This window comes from Microbacterium sp. K35 (assembly GCF_004794375.1).
GTDB classification, from domain to species: domain Bacteria; phylum Actinomycetota; class Actinomycetes; order Actinomycetales; family Microbacteriaceae; genus Microbacterium; species Microbacterium sufflavum.
In genome coordinates, this window is the sequence record NZ_SSDM01000299.1 from 1 (window position 1) to 18,034 (window position 18,034).

The 18,034-nt window shown below is 70.9% G+C and carries 18 protein-coding genes; 9 read left to right on the forward strand and 9 right to left on the reverse strand.

The genetic code is table 11. From position 1 onward, the window contains the following. The 3 genes from DW299_RS11545 to DW299_RS11555 all read right to left on the reverse strand — a co-directional run. Positions 1-2,565: ATP-binding protein (locus tag DW299_RS11545; RefSeq protein ID WP_136036672.1), on the reverse strand; the 2,565-nt coding region annotated here is incomplete at its 3' end. A 68-nt stretch (positions 2,566-2,633) separates the two neighbouring features. Then, positions 2,634-2,864 carry a hypothetical protein gene (locus DW299_RS11550; RefSeq protein ID WP_136032702.1) on the reverse strand — a complete coding sequence of 77 codons (231 nt, stop codon included), beginning with the start codon at positions 2,862-2,864 and terminating at the stop codon, positions 2,634-2,636. A 163-nt stretch (positions 2,865-3,027) separates the two neighbouring features. Next, positions 3,028-3,639, reverse strand: a complete 612-nt coding sequence (locus DW299_RS11555; protein ID WP_136036673.1) for a TetR/AcrR family transcriptional regulator — start codon at positions 3,637-3,639, stop codon at positions 3,028-3,030. A 94-nt stretch (positions 3,640-3,733) separates the two neighbouring features. Between DW299_RS11555 and DW299_RS11560 the strand changes: the two genes are divergently transcribed. Beyond that, positions 3,734-4,375 carry a hypothetical protein gene (locus DW299_RS11560; protein ID WP_136036674.1) on the forward strand — a complete coding sequence of 214 codons (642 nt, stop codon included), beginning with the start codon at positions 3,734-3,736 and terminating at the stop codon, positions 4,373-4,375. A gap of 78 nt (positions 4,376-4,453) precedes the next feature. Beyond that, positions 4,454-6,004 (forward strand): alpha/beta hydrolase, encoded by a 1,551-nt coding sequence (locus tag DW299_RS11565; RefSeq protein WP_205814382.1) that lies wholly within the window; start codon positions 4,454-4,456, stop codon positions 6,002-6,004. Between the two features lie 68 nt (positions 6,005-6,072). Here the strand turns inward: DW299_RS11565 and DW299_RS11570 are convergent, their stop codons facing one another. Then, on the reverse strand, positions 6,073-7,017 hold the full coding sequence (locus tag DW299_RS11570) for an alpha/beta hydrolase family protein (protein ID WP_136036676.1): 945 nt from the start codon (positions 7,015-7,017) through the stop codon (positions 6,073-6,075). Positions 7,018-7,140: 123 nt separating this feature from the next. Between DW299_RS11570 and DW299_RS11575 the strand changes: the two genes are divergently transcribed. Beyond that, a complete protein-coding gene (locus tag DW299_RS11575; protein WP_136036677.1) occupies positions 7,141-7,740 on the forward strand; it encodes a TetR/AcrR family transcriptional regulator in 600 nt (199 codons plus the stop codon). 19 nt (positions 7,741-7,759) lie between these two features. Here DW299_RS11575 and DW299_RS11580 read toward each other — a convergent pair whose 3' ends face one another. The 3 genes from DW299_RS11580 to DW299_RS11590 all read right to left on the reverse strand — a co-directional run bounded on the left by DW299_RS11580 (position 7,760) and on the right by DW299_RS11590 (position 10,466). After that, entirely contained in the window at positions 7,760-8,809 is a 1,050-nt protein-coding gene (locus tag DW299_RS11580) for a DUF998 domain-containing protein (protein WP_240745391.1), read from the reverse strand. Between the two features lie 142 nt (positions 8,810-8,951). Beyond that, complete coding sequence (locus tag DW299_RS11585; protein ID WP_136036678.1) at positions 8,952-9,407, reverse strand: SRPBCC family protein; 456 nt, start codon at positions 9,405-9,407, stop codon at positions 8,952-8,954. A gap of 102 nt (positions 9,408-9,509) precedes the next feature. After that, complete coding sequence (locus tag DW299_RS11590; protein WP_136036679.1) at positions 9,510-10,466, reverse strand: manganese catalase family protein; 957 nt, start codon at positions 10,464-10,466, stop codon at positions 9,510-9,512. Positions 10,467-10,601: 135 nt separating this feature from the next. Between DW299_RS11590 and DW299_RS11595 the strand changes: the two genes are divergently transcribed. The 6 genes from DW299_RS11595 (at position 10,602) to DW299_RS11620 (ending at position 16,527) form a co-directional block, all read left to right on the forward strand. Then, positions 10,602-11,639 (forward strand): FUSC family protein, encoded by a 1,038-nt coding sequence (locus DW299_RS11595; protein WP_136032684.1) that lies wholly within the window; start codon positions 10,602-10,604, stop codon positions 11,637-11,639. 19 nt (positions 11,640-11,658) lie between these two features. After that, a complete protein-coding gene (locus DW299_RS11600) occupies positions 11,659-12,327 on the forward strand; it encodes a DNA alkylation repair protein (RefSeq protein ID WP_136036680.1) in 669 nt (222 codons plus the stop codon). A gap of 140 nt (positions 12,328-12,467) precedes the next feature. Next, positions 12,468-12,839 carry a roadblock/LC7 domain-containing protein gene (locus DW299_RS11605; protein WP_136036681.1) on the forward strand — a complete coding sequence of 124 codons (372 nt, stop codon included), beginning with the start codon at positions 12,468-12,470 and terminating at the stop codon, positions 12,837-12,839. A gap of 98 nt (positions 12,840-12,937) precedes the next feature. Continuing rightward, on the forward strand, positions 12,938-13,474 hold the full coding sequence (locus tag DW299_RS11610) for a GTP-binding protein (RefSeq protein ID WP_136036682.1): 537 nt from the start codon (positions 12,938-12,940) through the stop codon (positions 13,472-13,474). Beyond that, complete coding sequence (locus DW299_RS11615; protein WP_136036683.1) at positions 13,474-13,968, forward strand: roadblock/LC7 domain-containing protein; 495 nt, start codon at positions 13,474-13,476, stop codon at positions 13,966-13,968. The genes DW299_RS11610 and DW299_RS11615 overlap by 1 nt, the downstream gene beginning before the upstream one ends. A 24-nt stretch (positions 13,969-13,992) precedes the next feature. Next, the gene (locus tag DW299_RS11620) at positions 13,993-16,527 is read left to right on the forward strand and encodes a DEAD/DEAH box helicase (RefSeq protein ID WP_136036684.1); all 2,535 of its coding nucleotides are present in this window, start codon (positions 13,993-13,995) and stop codon (positions 16,525-16,527) included. 22 nt (positions 16,528-16,549) lie between these two features. Here the strand turns inward: DW299_RS11620 and DW299_RS11625 are convergent, their stop codons facing one another. Next, entirely contained in the window at positions 16,550-16,939 is a 390-nt protein-coding gene (locus DW299_RS11625; RefSeq protein WP_136036685.1) for a VOC family protein, read from the reverse strand. A gap of 67 nt (positions 16,940-17,006) precedes the next feature. Beyond that, complete coding sequence (locus DW299_RS11630) at positions 17,007-18,032, reverse strand: LacI family DNA-binding transcriptional regulator (RefSeq protein ID WP_205814383.1); 1,026 nt, start codon at positions 18,030-18,032, stop codon at positions 17,007-17,009. Positions 18,033-18,034: the final 2 nt, after the last annotated feature.

Here is an 18,034-nt window from a genome sequence, read left to right on the forward strand (position 1 = left end):
CGCGGCGGCCTCGGCGACCACGGCGGAGGCGGCCGCGCGCTCGCCGTCTCGCACGTGCACCTGCGCGCGCTCCAGGCGGAGCACCGCGCGGAAGGTCACCGGCACGTCGTCGCCGTCAGCGCGGCGCAGCGCCTCCTCCACCTTCTCCGGTCGCGGGTCGAGCAGGGCATCGAGAATCAGCCCCCAGGCGTCGTGCTGCAGCTGGTCGGGCTGCGCCAGCCAGGCGTCGCGGATCGTGGCCGAGGCCGCCTCGACGTCGGCCCCCCGGGACCGCAGCTCCGCGATGATCGCCCCGCCCTCCAGCAGCAGCCGACGCTGATGCAGCAGCGCCGGCTTCTCGTCGTGCACCATCGCGAGGATCGCGTCGAGCGCACCGGTGAGGTCGCCCTCGCTCTGCGCCACCGCGACCGTCATCGTCACGAGGTCGTACCAGATCTGGCGCTCAGAGCCGCCGGTCTCCTCGAACGCCGGCCGCCACTCGCGCAGCATCTCCGCCGCCTCGGTCGACCGGCCGCGCCACGCCAGCACCCGCACGCGCGTCATGCTCATGTACATGCGGAACACCCGCAGCGTGCCCTGCACGAAGTCGCGCGACAGCATCTCCTCGACGCGGTCGATCTCGCCGAGCTCGAGCAGCGGGACGATCATGTTCTGCGCCATGATCGTGCCCGACGTGCGCTCGACGCGCAGCTCCCGCGCGCGGCGCAGCCCCGCTTCGGCCACCGCGACCGCCTCCCGGTACCGGCCGAGCAGCGTCAACAGGTCGGAGTAGTTCACGCGGTAGCGCATCTCGGCGGTCGAGCCGTCCGCCAGCACCCTCGCCCGTTCGAACTCCCGCACGCCCGCCTCGACGGCGCCGAGGTGCGCCAGTGAGCCGCCGCGCATGTTCGCTGCGATCGACTGCTGGTCGCGCGACCCCGCGGCCGCGGCCCGGCGCTCGGCCTCGTCGGCGAGCCGGATCGCATCCTCCCGGTCGCCCGCGATCATCAGGCGACCGGCGAGCTGGTTGAGCAGCTCGGCGCGGAACGCCTCGTCGGGCACGTGCTCCTCTGCGATGGCCAGCGCCTCGCGGAGCAGCGGCACGGCCCCGAGCCGCCCCAGGTTCACCAGGTACAGCGCCTTGTTGCGCAGCAGGCGGGCGTGCAGTCGCGGGTCGACCGTCGTCGCGTCGACCTCGGCGAGCGCGACGTTGGCCACCGCGAGAGCGCGCTCCCCGTCGCCCGCGTTGCGCAGCACCGACCCGAGCACGTGCAGCAGTTCCAGGCGCCCGAACCCCGTCGCGGCGGCGGCGTCCGGCACGAGCGGCCACAGCTCGAGCACGAGCTCGCCGAAGCGCGCAGCACTCGCGAAGGCATACTGCGCCTTGGCCTGCCGCATGGCCTCGGCGGCGGCCGTGATCGCGCGACGGTCGTCTTGCGCGAGCTGCCAGTGATACGCGAGCGCGGCGGCATCGCCCCGGTCGGCGGCCCCCTCGCTCTGCTCCTCCAGCGCCTCGGCGTAGGCGCGGTGCAGGCGGGCGCGCTCCCCCGGGAGCAGATCGTCGTGCACGGCCTCGCGCAGCAGCGCGTGCCGGAACCGGTAGTCGTCGTCTTCTACCACGATGATGCCGCTGCGGGCGGCCTCGCGCAGGGCCTCGTCGAGACGTTCCTCGGGCAGCCCGGCCAGGCGCGTGACGAGCGGGTGGCTCAGGGGACGCTCGGCGCCGGAGATGACCCGCACCACACGCCCTGCGTCGTCGCCGAGACGGTCGAAGCGTGCCAGCAGCAGGTCGCGCAGGCTGTCCGGCAGCGGGCCCTGGGAGCACCCGGCGATCTCCTCCACGAAGAACGGCACGCCCTCGGCGCGCACCTGCAGCCGCTCGAGCGCGGACGGCGACGGAGCGCGCCCGGTGATCTGCTCGACCAGCTCGCGGACGGCCTCGTCTTCCAGACGCGACACCGTCAGCCGCTCCAGCAGCCGCGCCCTCGTGGCCTCGCCGATGAAACGGCTCACCGCGTCGCCGCGACGCACGTCGTCGGTGCGGCAGGTGATGAGCAGCAGGATGCGACCGCGGTTCCACGCCCGCAGCAGGAACGACAGGATGGCCAGGGTCGAGTCGTCGGCCCAGTGCAGGTCTTCCACCACGAGCACCTGCGGCGACTCCTCCGCCGCGGCCTCGACCAGTGACGCAACGGCGTCGCGCAGACGCTCCGGGCTCGTGCGCTCGCGGTCGGCGGGGGCGTCGACGAGCTCGGGCAGCAGCATCCCGAGCGCCTCGATGCCCACGCCGACGACCGCTCGCACGCGCTCGACGCCCATCCGCGCCACGATCGACCGGAGGATGCCGGTGAGAGGGCCGAACGGCATGCGCGACGCGCCCAGGTCGAGGCACCATCCGACATGCACGTCGGCGGCGTTCGCGACCTCGGCGCCGAACTCGCGCGCCAGGCGGGACTTGCCGATCCCGGCCTCGCCCTCCACCAGCACGGCCGCGGGCACGCCGTCGCGCGCTCCGTCGAACAGACGGCGCACCTCGGCGAGCTCGGCGTCTCGCCCGACCATCGCGGCGCTGGGGGCTGGGGCCATGCCTCCATCGTCCCACCCACCGCCGACATCGGGATCGCGGTGCGGGAACGGCAGCAGGACCGCGTCGGTCACCGGGCGACCGCGGGCTCGCACGGTCGGCACTCGCGCTCCGCGACAGTCGCGCGCGAGACGACCCCGCGCTGCACGAGGCGACGCAGCAGCCGCCGCACGGGCCCGTCCGCCCGCGGCACGATCTGGTCCGCGTGCTCGATCAGGCGGCGGCGCTGCTCGACGGCCGTCGCGATGCGCTCCTGCTCGTGAGCGGTCACCTGCTGGGTCAGATAGGGGTGCTCGAACATGATCTCTCCTCGGCGGTTCGGTGTATCCCTACACTCCGCTCTGAGGCCCCACCGCCACATCGGACGGATGCCCTATCTTCCGCGCGCCCCGGCGCGACACCCGCCTAGGGAGTGGCGACGACGGAGGCGGTCCGCGCGACGGGCATGCCGTCGAAGGGAGAACTCATGCGGCGGGCGGCCCGCTCATGACCGCGTGGACGGCGAGACGCAGGGTCTCCTTCTCGGCATCGACGCGCACCGTCTCGGAGGGCAGCGCGCGTTCAGTCGCGATGCCCGACGTCACGGTGGCGAGGAACCGCGCGCGCTCCTCGATCCCACCCGCAGCGATCGCACCCTCGTCGACCAGGGTCGTCAGCCACTGCTCGATGCGGTGGCGCCCCATCCGTTCGAGCGCGAGGTAGGTCGCGGCTTCGTCCTCGGAGGGAGGCGTGGCGACGTACGCCTCGTAGAGCGCTCCCCACTGCTGCCTGGCGCGTTCGCCCACGCCCACGTGGGAAAGAAGCAACTGCAGGCACGCGGTCAGGCGCTCTTCGGGCGTGAGGGAGCGATCGTCGATGGGGTCGTCGGGAATCTCCAGGTCGTACATCCCCGCGACCACCGTCTCGATGAGTTCCCGCTGGGTGGGGAAGAAGTGCCGCAGCGAGCCGGTGCTCACCTGGGCACGCGCAGCCACGCCCCGCACGCTCAGTCGAGCCGTGGGGTTCTCGCCGAGCATCGTCGCCGCCGCGATGAGGATCTTCGAGCGGGTCCCCGGCTCCTTCGATTCAGCGCCCATGCCCGCCTTCCGCAAACCATCGATCTATCACAGTGTGATAGCTTAGCCCCTCGTTCACTAGCACGCTGTACTAATCGAGACGAGGACCGCGACGATGGGAATCGCGAACTGGCGCAACCGCCGCGTCCGCCACGGGTCAGGAGAACCATTGCGGCGGTACCGCTGGTGGCAGATGTTCAGCCGATCGCTGCGCTCGATCACCCTGGCGTCGCCGGACGGCACGGCATCCATCTACACCGTCGACGTGCGCCACGGGGGTGACATGAGCGACGGGGAGGTCCGCGCCCGCCTCTACGTCGACGGCGCACTCCGGTCGTACGCGAAGATGCCCACCCGCTTCGCGGTGCCCGGCGGCCACATCGAGGTCGCGATCACCGGCTTCGGGCTCAAGCGCTGCCACTACGTGCGCGCAGACGGCACCGAAGAACAGCTGTCACCCGATCCGCGATCGGCCGAGGGGCGCCGCGCCCGCCTGCACCACCGGCATCCCCGGGCGAGCCGTGCGATCGGCCTCATCTCCCTCACCCTCGTTGTCGTCGGACTCTGCGTCGAGGTTCCCCAGATCATCGAGGCTCTTTCGCAGATACCGCTGATCGCCGCATCGGTGGGCACCTTCACGTCCCCCATCCAGCTCCCCCTGCACATCAATCTGCTCATCGGGCTCGCGGCCGTCGCCGGCAGCACGGAGCGGGCCCTGCGGATGCGATCGAGCTGGATCGATGAACTCGCCAGTTGAGACCCCACGAAAGGAAACACCATGAGGAACCGCTCGCCGATCCGCAGCCGACGGAGGAACGATCATCGACGGCGATGGGTGGCACCGGTCGCCGCTGTCACCGCGGTCGCATCGCTGCTGCTGGCCGGCTGCACCGCCGCGACGCAGGTCGACCGGGACGCCGCGCCGGAATCGGAAGCCGTGCAGGACTCGGACCTCGAGCGGTACAGGGGGCAGGAGCTCGACTTCGGTGCCTGTGACCCCGCGCTCGTGAGGTCGCAACCCGCCGTCCCTCAGGTCATCGATGCGGCGGAGAGCGCCGAGTGCGCGATGCTCACGGTGCCCCTGGATTACGGGGACCCCGCGGGTGAGACCATCGAGTTGGCGGTGGCCCGCATCGCAGCCACCGGCGAGGACCGCATCGGCTCGGTCGTGCTGAATCCCGGCGGACCAGGCGCGGCGGCGACGACGTTCGCCCCTCTGGTGGCCGCCCTGTGGTCGGGCGGGCCCCTCACCGACCGCTTCGACATCGTGGGCTTCGACACCCGGGGGGTCGGCCTCAGCCGCCCCGCCGTCGATTGCTACACCGACGACGAGCGAGACGCCGACGCTCCCCTCGCGGCACTCGGAGAGTGGACGGACGATTCCGCCCGCGAGATCGTCGAGAAGTGCGCCGATGGCACGGGCCGAGGCGACGTGCTCGCGCACCTCGGAACCCGCGATACCGCTCGCGACATGGACATCCTCCGAGCCGCGCTCGGCGACGAGAAGCTCACCTTCGCGGGTGTGAGCTACGGCACGCGCCTCGGAGCGGTCTATGCCGAGATGTTCCCGCAGAACGTCCGCGCCCTCGTCCTCGACGGCGCGGTCGACCCGCTCAAGAACACCCGGGAGCGTCGGATCCACCTCAGCGAGGGGCTGCAGGCGTCCTTCCAGCGCTTCGCCGACTTCTGTGCGGCCCAGGCCGATTGCCCTCTGGGCGCCGATCCCGCACGGGCGACGAGCGAGGCGCAGCGGCTCCTGCGGCCGCTTGTCGATGAACCGCTGATCGCCGCCGACGGCCGCGAGGTCGGCTTCCTCGCCGCCGGCGAAGGCATCGTCGCCGGGCTGTACTCCGAGGCGAGTTGGCCCGCGATCGCGGCAGGGCTGGCGGAGCTGAAGGCAGGTCGGCCGGATGCCCTGCTCGCGCTGCGCGACGGGTCATACGGCCGCTCCGAGAGCGGCGAGTACACGAACTCGTACGAGGCGCTCTTCGCGATCAACTGCCTGGACGAACAACGCTTCACCGCCGAGGAGATGGCGAGGCTCGGCGAAGACCTCAACGATGCCGTGCCGTTCCTCGACCCGGGGACCGGTCCCCCCACCCAGGACGGCTGCGAGTACTGGCCGTCCGAACCGACACTCGGCTACCCCTACGCGACGGACATCGACGGGCTTCCCGAGGTGCTCGTGGTGTCGGCCACGGGAGATCCGGTGACCCCTCACGACGGAGGCATCAGCCTCGCCGACACCCTCGGCGCACGACTGCTCACCGTCGACGGCAACCAGCACGGCACCATCGTCTCCCGCAACGAGTGCATCGACGAGATCGTCGCCGACTACCTCGTCGACCTCGAACTCCCCGAGGACGGAGCGCGCTGCGCGCTGTGATCTCCTCCCTGGCGACGCCTGGTCCCTCGCCTGCTGCTCGCGCACGGCGAGGGACACGGGCACACCTCTCACTTGCTGTCGATGTGACCGATCGGATGGCCGCCCTCCGTGAACGCGGCGCGAGCAGCGGGCCAGCTGGTGTCGTCGACGTGCAGAGCGGTCCGCAGGTAGGCGGTGCTCATCCGCTGGATGACGGCGACCCGCTCGGGGTGCTCGTCGGTGGTCTCGGCGACGTCGTACCCCACGATGCCGCCGAGGGAGTGCTCGGCACCGTGGAGCGTGAGGAGATCCGTCGCACCGGGGCTGTGCGTATAGGCATCGGTGAACCAGTCCGGTCCGCGGCTGGACATCGCGGACTGGTCGTGGTCTCCGGCGACGACGAGGGTCGGCGTGCGAAGCTCCGCGAAGGACGGACGCATGAAGGGGAAGTTCGTCCGTGCGAAAGGGTGAAGGTGGTCGCCGCCGACACCGGTCGCCGCGAACAGGATGCCTGCGGTGACGCGTCCGTCGGACATGTCGTCGCCGACCGTGCCCGAGTCGTCGAGGATCCGCGCCCCGAGCACGGACTGCGCGGTCTGTCCGCCCCAGGAATGACCGGTCGCGGCGACGCGCGTGCGATCGATGCGGCCGGAGAGACCGGGAACGGCGGCCTCGATGGTGTCGAGCTGGTCGAGGATGCGAGTGAGATCCGTGATCCGTTCGGTCCAGATCGTGGGGAACACCGGGTGCTCGAACCCGAACCCGTTGCGGCGCGAGTCCAGATGCGTCGGCTGGATCACGACGAACCCGCGGGAGGCCCAGAACGCGGTGAGCGGCGCATACCCATCGAGGTTCCAGCCGTTGCCGTGGGAGAACAGCACGACGGGAAGGTTCGATCCCGTCGCGGGAGCGGACACCCGCACGTCGAGGGGAACCGCTCGGCCGGGCGCGGACACCGCCACGGGAGCGACGGAGACGACCCCGCGTCCGGCACCGATGATGCCGTCCAGCGTGTCGACGATGGATGAGGTCACGGCGAGTTCCTTTCCGAGGGGTGCAGCGCTCTGCGATAGTGGATATCGGAGCGCTGTTCCGCAACATTACGGAACAATGCTCCGTAATGCAAGTGAGCGCCGTCGAGGGAACCGGAGCAGGACATGAGCGAGGTCGAGAGCGAGCCGTCGCACGATGCGCGGCCGCAGCGAGCGGGTCGCCCGCGCCGGAGCGAGCAGGCTCTGCTCGAGGCGGCGGCAGCAGTGTTCGTGACGTCCGGGGTCGATGCTCCGGTCCGAGAGATCGCAGCGAAGGCGGGAGTCGGCGTCGGGACGATCTATCGTCACTTTCCGACGCGTTCCGAGCTGGTGGTCGCGGTGTACCGGCACCAGGTCGAAGCGTGCGCCGACGCCGGTCCCCGCCTTCTTGCGGAGAGCGCGACCCCCGAAGCTGCCTTGCGTGCGTGGGTCGCCCTGTTCGTGGAGTTCCTGGTCACCAAGCATGGCCTGCCCGGCGCACTGCAGGGCGACAGCGCCGGATCCGACGCCCTGCACACCTACTTCGTCGACCGTCTCGTCCCGGTGTGCGCCTCGCTCCTGGAGGCAGCGCGCGGGTCCGCGGAGGCGACGCCCGCGATCGATGCGTACACCGTGCTCCGAGGCATCGGGAACCTCTGCATCGGCGCGACCGGCGACGCGCGGTACCGGGCTGCCGACCTGGTGCAACTGCTCATCTCCGGCGTGCTCGCACCCGAAGCTCGCTGACCCCCTCGTCGAGCCGGCGTCAGCCCGCGCGCAGCGGCGAGCGCCGGGCCGAGGGACGCGACGCCTCCGGCACCAGGATCGCCAGCACGCGCACGAGCGTCGTCAGCCACAGCAGCCCCAGCCCGACCACGATCGCCTCGAGCGCCGTGACCGCGTACAGCCCGAACGGCAGCCACAGCACGACCGCCACCACCACGAGCACGCCCACCGCGATCGACGTCGCCACGAGCGCCGTCGGTCGCCCCGGTACCGCGACCGTGGTCAGTGCCGCGGCGGCCAGGAACAGCACGAGCGCCGCGAAGGCCGCGATGTCGTGCGGCAGGGGTGCCCGGTACAGGGGCAGCAGCCCCACGGCGGCGAGCGCCGCACCCGCGGCCGCCCACAGGCCCACGATCACGGCGATGCGCGGCAGGGCGTCGTCGCCCCGCAGGCGGTGCAGGTCACGGCCGATGTACGCGCCGACCGTGGCGACGAGCAGCCCGGCGACCACGAGCGTGCCGTTGAACGCCCACCCCACGCCGAGCTGCGAGAAGTTCTCCTCCCACCACCGCGGGTCGACCGCCGTCACCATCGCGAACAGCGTGCCGATCACCAGGAAGCCGAACAGGAGCCCGGCGAGGTCGGCCGTGCGCAGCCCGACCCCGGCCCCGAACGCGAACCGGCCACCCACGGCCGCCGCGACCCCGGCGAGCAGACCGCCGCCCACCGCCCCGAGCTCGAGCCCGCGCAGCCCGACGGCCAGCACCTCCGCTGTGAGCAGCACGCCCATCACGGTCACGGCGCCGAACGCGAGCGTGAGTGCGCCTGCCGAGAGGTGCGACACGATCACCTGCCAGCGCGGCATCCCGGTGGTCTCGCCGCGACGGTGCCGCAGTGTGCTCACCGCGAAGGCCCCCGCGGCGATCACCCCGGCGACCACGGCGACCGGCATCGCCAGCCCCGTCTCGCCGGTCAGCGGCCTCGACGCCCCGCGCAGCACGACGAGTCCCGCGCCGACGCCGAGCACGAAGCACACGGCGGTCGCCGCGACCGCTGCAGCCTCGGCGCGCAGCCTCCGGTCCCTCTCCATGCGCTCATGCAAGCACGGGGCGCCGACGTGCGCACCCCCGACTCCGCGCACGGCGGACACGCGACGAGGCCCGGAACCCCGCGTGCTGCGGTGCTCCGGGCCTCGTCGATCTCCGATCGCGCGCCCTCCGGTCGCCCGCGGATCAGGCGTCGACGTCGCCGCGCCAGGCGCCCGTCTCGACGCCGCGCCCCTCGATGAACTCCTTGAAGTTCTTGAGGTCCTTCTTCACGGCGTGCGAGCCGGCGCCGACGAGCGCGCCCACCTTCTCCAGCAGCCCCTCCGGCTCCCAGTCGAGCTGCACCGTGACGCGGGTCGACGTGTCGTCGAGCTTGTGGAAGGTCACCACGCCCGCGTGCTCGGTCTCGCCGCCGACGCTGTTCCAGGCGACGCGCTCATCCGGGTGCTGCTCGGTGATCTCGGCGTCGAACTCGCGCTCCGCTCCACCCACGTTCACCTTCCAGTGCGTGTGGGTGTCGTCGGTCTGCGTGATGGACACGACCTCGTCGAGGAACTTCGGGAAGCTCTCGAACTGCGTCCACTGGTTGTATGCCGTGCGGACGGGAACGTCGACGTCGATGGTCTCGATGATCTGCACCATGGGATGCTCCTCTGCTGTTCGTCGTTCGTGTGCTTCCATTCAGGCGTCGCGAGCCGGTATCGGCCACGGGGTTGACATCGCGGCGCCGATCGACGACGGTCCTCAGCTCGACGTCATCCGGCCGAAGGTCGCGTCGATGTCGGCCATCTCCATCTCGGCGGTGGCCTGGATGAGCGCCTGCAGCTCCGCGTCCGCACCCGGCGCGAACTCCTCGGGGCGCTCCGGCGCGATGACCGACGGCACGCCCTCCGGTGCCTGCTGGTCGGCGATCAGCTCGGTGCCGTCGCCCGACGGCGACATCCCCTGGAAGATGCGCCCTGCCTCGGAGCGGTCGTCCAGGTCGAACGAGTACTGCTTGCTCTGCAGACCGAGGTCGAGCAGCCGCTTCACCTCGGGGAAGCTCTCGGCGTTCGTCTTGGGGATCGGCAGGCTCGTGCGCCAGTTCACCCCCAGGGTCTCGAGCGCCTTCGCATAGGCGTTCTCGTGCGCCTGGTCGCGCACGATGAGGTACGAGATCGTGGAGCGCGCCGTCTTGTTCGCCGTCATCTCGTACAGACGGCACTTCTGCAGCCTGCCCGTCGACTCGAGCATGAGGTTGTAGAGCAGGTCGAGCACGAGGTTGCCGGAGTTGTACACGTAGCTGCCCATCCACGGGTTCCCCGCCGCGTCCACCGGCAGGGCGCCCTGCGCGCCGACCAGGTAGTGGTGGATGTTGCTGTGGTCGAGCGCGATCTCGAGCGGCACCGCGCCGCCGGCTCCCGGTGCGTCCACCGGGGCGTCCTTCTTGCCCTGATACGCCGGAGAGCCGTCGAGCAGCCGGGAGATGGTCGTGCCGATCAGCTCGACGTGGCTGATCTCCTCGGTGCCGATGCCCTGGATGAGGTCGCGATACGGCTTGCCCGCTGGACCACGGAAGTTGATGCTCTGGAACAGGTACTGCATCATCGTGCGCATCTCGCCGAACTGGCCGCCCAGACCCTCCTGCAGCGCGTTGGCCGCCGCGGGGTCCGGTTCGTCGACCTCGATGTCGTTGATGAGCTGCTGCAGGTGGAAGTACATGTCGGCCTCCTCGCCGGGTCGCTTGTCGCTGGGGTGGCCCACTCTCCGCCTGGCCGGCGGATCGGTCACCCCGATGGACGGGTCCGCAGTCGGCGCGTATCATCCCGCGCCCGCGGGCGCACTAGCGTGGAGGCCATGCGCATCCCCGCCGCGATCCGCGCCTCCCAGCGGTCACCGCTGCTGCAGGTCGTGAAGTCGGCCGCGGCCACGATCGCGGCCTGGCTGATCGCGGGCTGGGCCTTCCCGGGGCAGCTGCCCGTGTTCGCGGCGATCGCGGCCCTGCTGGTGGTGCAGCCGAGCGTCAACCAGTCGCTGTCCAAGGCGCTGGAGCGCAGCATCGGCGTGATCGTGGGGGTGGTGATCGCCGTCGCGCTGGGGCTCCTCCTCGGCTCACCGAGCTGGATCGTGCTGCTCGCGATCGTGGTGGCGATGCTCGTCGCCTGGATCTTCCGGGCCTCGCCGGGCACCGGCAACCAGGTCGCGATCTCGGCGATGCTCGTGCTGGCCCTGGGGTCGTCGAGCCCGGAGTATGCGATCGCCCGCATCGCCGAGACGCTGATCGGCGTGGTGATCGGCATCGTGGTGAACGCCCTGATCGTGCCGCCCGTGCTCGTCGAGCCGGCACGGCGCGATGTCGGGCTCCTCGGACGCGAGCTCGCGGCGAGCCTGGACCGCCTCGCCGATGCGCTGCCCGAGCCGCAGACCCCCGCGCGGCTGCAGGAGCTGATGCTGGAGGTGCGACTGCTCCGACCGATGAAGGACGCCGCCGAGGCCGCGATCGCCGCCGGGGAGGAGTCGCTCACCCTCAACCCGCGCCGCTCGACGCACCGAGCCGACCTGGCGGAACTGCGGCAGCTGCTCGACCGCCTGTCCCCCATCGTCACGCAGACCATCGGGATGACCCGCGCCTACTTCGACCACTACGACGACCGCCTCGGCGAGGAGCCGGCGGTGGCCGCGATCGCGGAGCAGCTGCGCCGGGCCGGGCACGACGTGCGGCTCGCAGTGCAGTCGTCCGCCCCGGCGCCCGAGCCCGAGGCGCTGACCTCGGCGATCCCGGCCCTCACGGCGCCGCTGGTGGTCCGTCCGCCGTCGTCGCAGCACTGGATCCTCGTCGGGTCGCTCATGGAGGACCTGCGGCGGATCCGCGGGGAGCTGCTCGACGAGGAGTGACCGCGCGTACCCTGTGAGCATGGCCGGTATGACCGTGGACGCCGCCGTGGCCGAGCTCGCGGCGCTCGAAGATCCGAAGCAGCGCGCGGCGAACGAGAAGCGCGGCGACGACCACGGCATCAACCTCAGCCGGATGCGCGCCCTGGCCAAGCGGATCGGGACCGACCAGGCGCTCGCGACCGCGCTGTGGGCGACCGGCGACACCGCCGCCCGGCTCTTGGCGATCCTGATCTGCCGGCCGCGGGACTTCACCGCCGACGAGCTGGACGCCCTGCTGCGCGACACACGTCCACCCAAGGTCAACGACTGGTTCGTGAACTACGTCGTGAAGAAGTCGCCGCTCACGGAGGAGCTCCGCACCCGCTGGTTCGACGACCCGGATCCCACCGTGGCCGCGGCCGCCTGGTCGCTCACGACCGTGCGCGTTGCGAAAGACCCCGACGGGCTCGATCTCGACGCGCTGCTCGACCGCATCGAGCGCGACCTCGCCGACGCGCCGCCGCGCTTGCAGTGGGCGATGAACGAGACGCTCGCGACGATCGGCATCTTCCACCGGGAGCACCGCGCCAGGGCCATCGACATCGGCGAGCGCCTGCGGGTGCTGGCGGACTACCCCACCGCTCCCGGCTGCACCTCGCCGTTCGCCCCGCTGTGGATCGCCGAGATCGTGCGGCGCCGCGAGGGCTGACGCTCAGGCGCGGCGTGGCGGGACCCGGTTCGCGCAGTGGCGGGTAACGTTATACACTTTTCTGATCGCGTGCACTCTGGGGGTGACCGCACTGGGCGGTCTCTGGTGCGCGCGGTGAAAACCACACACTGGGGAGAACCATGGCCACGCAGGATGAGCTGAACCAGCTGATCGACGACATCGCCCACGACATCAACGGCTTCATCGGCGCGTCGATCGTCGACCTGGAGTCGGGGCTGCCGATCACGTCGAGCTCGACCCGACCGGACTTCGATCTCGATGTCGCGAGCGCCTTCAACGCCGAGATCGTGAAGAACAAGAACCGCACCATCCAGGCGCTCGGCCTCGACGCCCACCTGGAGGACATGCTGCTCACGCTCGACACGCAGCTGCACCTCCTCAAGCTCATCGACGGCGGCATGTTCCTGTACATCGCGGCCGATCGGCAGGCGACGAACCTGGCGATGCTGCGCTCGTCCGTCAACCGCCACGTCGCGGCGCTCCAGGCTTGACCGAGGAGGCCGTCGGGAGCGGCCTCGGAAGCTCGCGGCCGCTCAGGGCGCGCTCCTCGGAGAAGCCGCTGAGGCGCTCTCGTTGGCGACGAGCAGACATGCCGACCCGATATCGCATGATCTTCGCGGGGCCCGTCGGCGCCGGCAAGACCACCGCGGTGCGCGCTCTGAGCGACGTGCCGCCGGTCGACACCGACGTGCCGATGAGCGCCACCGCGGCCCAGGGCGAGGACAAGACGACGACCACGGTCGGGCTCGACTTCGGCACGTGGCGGCCGACACCCGAGGTCTCTGTCGCGCTCATCGGCGTACCGGGGCAGCGCCGGTTCGCCGCAGCACGACCGAACGTGTCGCTGCCCGGCACCCGCATCCTGCTCTGGGTGCGGGGCGATCAGCCCACCATGACCTCCGACACGGCGGAGTGGTTGCGACTGTTCCCCGCCGAGCTGCATCGGCTGATCATCGTCGTCAGCCACAGCGACCACCGATCGATCGGCTCGATCCGTCGGGCTCTCGCCGACGTGCTGCAGCAGTACGCGGTGCCACCCTCGCGCGTGCTCGCGGCCGACGCCCGCGACCGCGACAGCGTGATGCGCGTCGCCAGCGCTGCGCTCGACCTTCCGGAGGAGAACTGATGAGACCACACGGTGACGCGGAGGCCGCTCCGCACGACCCGTCGCGCATGCACCCCGACATCGCCGGCAACTGGGCGCTCTGGTCGGGCATCGTGAACCAGTCCGCCATCACCCGGCTGGAGCAGCTGAAGAGCCGCTTCCCCGAGCTGACCTCGGCCGTTCTCGGCACCGCCGACGGCCTGCACATCGCGTCGATCGGACTCGACCCGCAGTCGGGCGAGCACCTCGCGGCCATGAACGGTTCGCTGTTCGGCGTGGCCCGCGCCGAGGCGGAGATCATCTCGGGCGGTACCGAACCCACGCTGTCCGCGATCGTGTCGCTGTCGGTGGAAGACAGCCAGATGGCGCTGCTGAGCTTCATCCTCGCGCCGTACGGGCAGCTGCTGCTGTCGGTGTCGGCCGCGGAATCGCAGCTCGGCGCGGTCATCGTGCACGCGCGGTCCACGGCCTACGAGCTGCTGACCGCACTGGGCGTGACGGGAACGGGAGTCTGATGCAGATGCGATGATCGAGGGACCATGACTTCCCCGCCGCGGCTCGAGCCCGCCACCGTTCCCGACGCGGCCGATCCGGACGCCGTGTACCTGACGTTCGTGGAGTGGGTGGAGTCGACGGGCATCCGGCTCTACCCCGCCCAGGACGAGGCGCTCATCGAGATCGTCTCGGGGAACAACCTGATCCTCTCGACGCCCACCGGAACCGGCAAGTCGCTTGTTGCGGTGGGGGCGCACTTCGCCGCGCTCGTCGGCGACCGTCGGAGCTTCTACACGGCGCCGATCAAGGCGCTCGTGAGCGAGAAGTTCTTCGCCCTGGTCGACGTCTTCGGCGCCGAGAACGTCGGCATGATCACGGGTGACTCCTCGGTCAACGCGGACGCTCCCATCATCTGCTGCACCGCCGAGATCCTCGCCAACCTCGCCCTGCGGCACGGCAGCGACGCCGACGTGGGGCTGGTCGTGATGGATGAGTTCCACTTCTACGCCGACCCGGAGCGCGGGTGGGCGTGGCAGGTGCCGTTGCTGGAGCTGCCGCAGGCGCAGTTCGTGCTCATGTCGGCGACCCTCGGCGACGTGACCGCGCTCGCTGCCGACCTGACCCGGCGCACGGGCAGGGAGACCGCGACGGTCACGGGTGTCGAGCGCCCGGTGCCGCTGCACTTCTTCTACGAGACGACGCCCATCCACGAGACGATCGACGACCTGCTCGCCACCGGGCAGGCGCCGGTCTACATCGTGCACTTCTCGCAGTCGGCGGCCATGGAGCGCGCCCAGGCGCTGTCGAGCACGAAGGTCGCGTCGCGCGAGCAGCGCGACGAGATCGCGGCCCTGATCGCCGAGTTCCGCTTCACCACGGCGTTCGGCAAGACGCTGTCGCGGTTCCTGCGCGCCGGCATCGGCGTGCATCACGCGGGCATGCTCCCGAAGTACCGCCGCCTGGTCGAGCAGCTCGCCCAGCGCGGACTGCTGCGGGTGATCTGCGGCACCGACACGCTGGGGGTCGGCATCAACGTGCCCATCCGCACGGTGCTGCTGACGGCGCTGACGAAGTTCGACGGCACGCGGATGCGGCAGCTCAACGCGCGCGAGTTCCACCAGATCGCCGGGCGGGCGGGGCGGGCGGGTTTCGACACCGCGGGCACCGTCGTGGCCCAGGCCCCGGAGCACGAGACCGAGAACCTCGCCGCGATCCGCAAGGCCGGAGACGACCCGAAGAAGAAGCGGAAGATCATCCGCAAGAAGGCACCCGACGGGTTCGTGTCGTGGGGCGAGCCGTCGTTCCGCAAGCTCATCGACGCGACACCCGAGACGCTGACCTCGCACATGCAGATCACCAGCGCCATGATGCTCAACGTGATCGCGCGCGGCGGCGACGTGTTCGCCCACATGCGCCGCCTGGTCTACGACAACCACGAGACCCGCGTCCGACAGCGGGAGCTGGCGCTCCGGGCGATCGGCATCTTCCGCACGCTGCGGGAGTCGGGAGTCGTGCAGCGCACCGCCGACGGCGACATCCGCCTCACCGTCGACCTGCCGCCGAACTTCGCCCTCAACCAGCCCCTGTCGCCGTTCGCCCTCGCTGCGTTCGACCTGCTCGACCCCGACCCGTCCGCGGGGACCGGCACGGGCTCGTACGCGCTCGACATGATCTCGATCGTGGAGTCGACGCTCGACGACCCGCGCGCCGTGCTCAGCCAGCAGGAGTTCCTCGCCCGCGGCGAGGCGGTCGCGGCGATGAAGGCGGAGGGGATCGAGTACGACGAGCGGATGGAGCTGCTGGAGCAGATCACCTACCCGCGCCCGCTCGACGAGCTGCTGGACGCCGCGTTCGAGACGTTCAGCGCCGCGCAGCCGTGGGTCCGCGACTTCTCCCTCCGCCCCAAGTCGGTCGTGCGCGACATGTACGAGCGGGCCATGTCGTTCGGGGAATACGTCGCGTTCTACAAGATCGCCCGGTCGGAGGGCGTGGTGCTGCGCTACCTGTCCGACGCCTACCGCGCGGCATCGCAGACGATCCCCGAGGAGCGCAAGGACGAGGACCTCCGCGACCTCATCGCGTGGCTGGGCGAGCTCGTGCGCCAGATCGACTCCAGCCTGCTCGACGAGTGGACCGAGCTCGCGACGGGCACCGACAACGGCCGCTTCGACCCGCACGCGCCGGACGAGCCGATCGTGCCGCCCGCCCCGAAGCGCCTCACCGCCAACACCCGGGCGTTCCGCATCCTGGTGCGCAACGAGCTGTTCCGTCGCGTGCAGCTGGCCGCACGGGAGGACGTGGCTGCGCTCGCCGAGCTCGACCCCGGCTTCGGCGCCGACGCCTGGTCGGACGCGCTCGACGGCTACTTCGCCGAGCACGACGAGATCCTGACCGGCGCCGACGCCCGCAGCTCCCGGCTGCTGCTGCTCACCGAGGGCCCGACGGCCTGGACCGCGCGGCAGATCCTCGACGACCCCGCGGGCGACCACGACTGGGGCATCAGCGCCACGATCGACCTCGCCGCCTCAGACGAGGCCGGCGAGGCGGTCGTCACCGTGACCGCGGTCGACCGGCTCTGAGCCGGCGCGGGACCGACGGGCGTCAGGCCTGCATCACCGCGAGCACGTTGCCCGCCGGGTCGCGGAACCACGCGATGTCGGGCCCGCGTCCGTCGCCGCGCACGATCCCGCGGTCGTCCGAGGGGAACACGTCGTCGGGGTAGATCTTCGTCTCGACCCCCTTGGCGCGCAGCTCGTCGACCGCGGCATCCACATCAGCCACCGGGAAGTTCAGGATCGTGAAGCTCGCCGGCTCGTGGTTCGGTTTGTCGTACACGAGGATGCTGCCGCCGCTGGCGAGCCGCAGCTCGAGGAAGCCCATCGCATTCCGGGCGACCTCGAGCCCGAGGGTCTCGCCGTAGAACCGTTGCGCCGCGTCGAGGTCGTCGACACTGAAACCGCTGAACGCATCCTGCACCGTGAACGCCGTCATGTTCCCAGGATCCGCCGTCGCAGGACCCCTGTCGACCCCCTTCACGACGCAGCCCGCACCAGTCGCGTCACGAGATCGACGTGACCGAATCCCGTTCGACGATGCGGATGTGCGAGCCGAGCGTGACATCGCGCGGCGGCCCCCCGCGCAACTGCTGCACCAGCTCGTCGACCGCAGCGGTTCCGAGCTCTTGCAGTGGGAGTTCCAGGGTCGTCAGCGCCGGCGTCAGGTACGCCGCCATCGGCAGGTCGTCGTACGACAGCAGAGACACCTCGTGCGGAACCCGGCGCCCCAGGACCTGCAGGGATTTCAGGGCTCCGATCGACTGCGGCAGCGTGCCGGCGTAGATCGCGGTGATGTCGGGCCGCTCGCGCAGGATCTCCTCGACGGCGGCGTACCCGCCCGCCTCCGAGAAGTCGGCGTGGACCACGTGCGGTATCGGCGCATGCGACCGAGCGGCGGCCTCCAGGAACCCCCGTTCCCTGTCCCGTGCCGGGCTCAGCCCGCCGGGGCCCGAGATGTGCGCGACCGCGCGGTGGCCCAGGCCATGCAGGTACTCGTACGCGACCCGGCTCGCGAGTTCCAGGTCCACGGTGACATTGCGTCCGGAGTCCGGCACGGTGCGGTTGACGAACACGTGGGGGATCGCAGCGAGGCGGCCCGACTCGATGAGCGGGTGATCCTGTCGGGCACTCGCGATGAGCAGGCCATCCACGCGACCGGCGTCCACCAGGTCGGTGAAGTCGGCCCGCGCATCGGTCTCCTCATTGTCCTCGGCCAACAGCACCACGTAGCCGAGATCGTGCGCGCGCTGATAGGCGCCGCGGGCGATGCGGGCGTAGACGGGGTTCGTCAGGTCAGGGATCAGCAGCGACAGCGCACCGGTGGTCGATGCGGCGAGCGCTCGCGCCCCGGCGTGCGGAGAGTACTGCAGGCGCTCGGCAGCGTCGAGCACGCGCGCGCGGGTGCTGGGCCGCACATTCAGCGTCTCGTCACGGCTGAGGATCCGGGAGGCGACGGATTTGGTCACGCCGGCGAGTTCGGCGACGTCGATCAGACGGACTCGCCCGCGAGCTGGGGGTGAATCGGGCACGC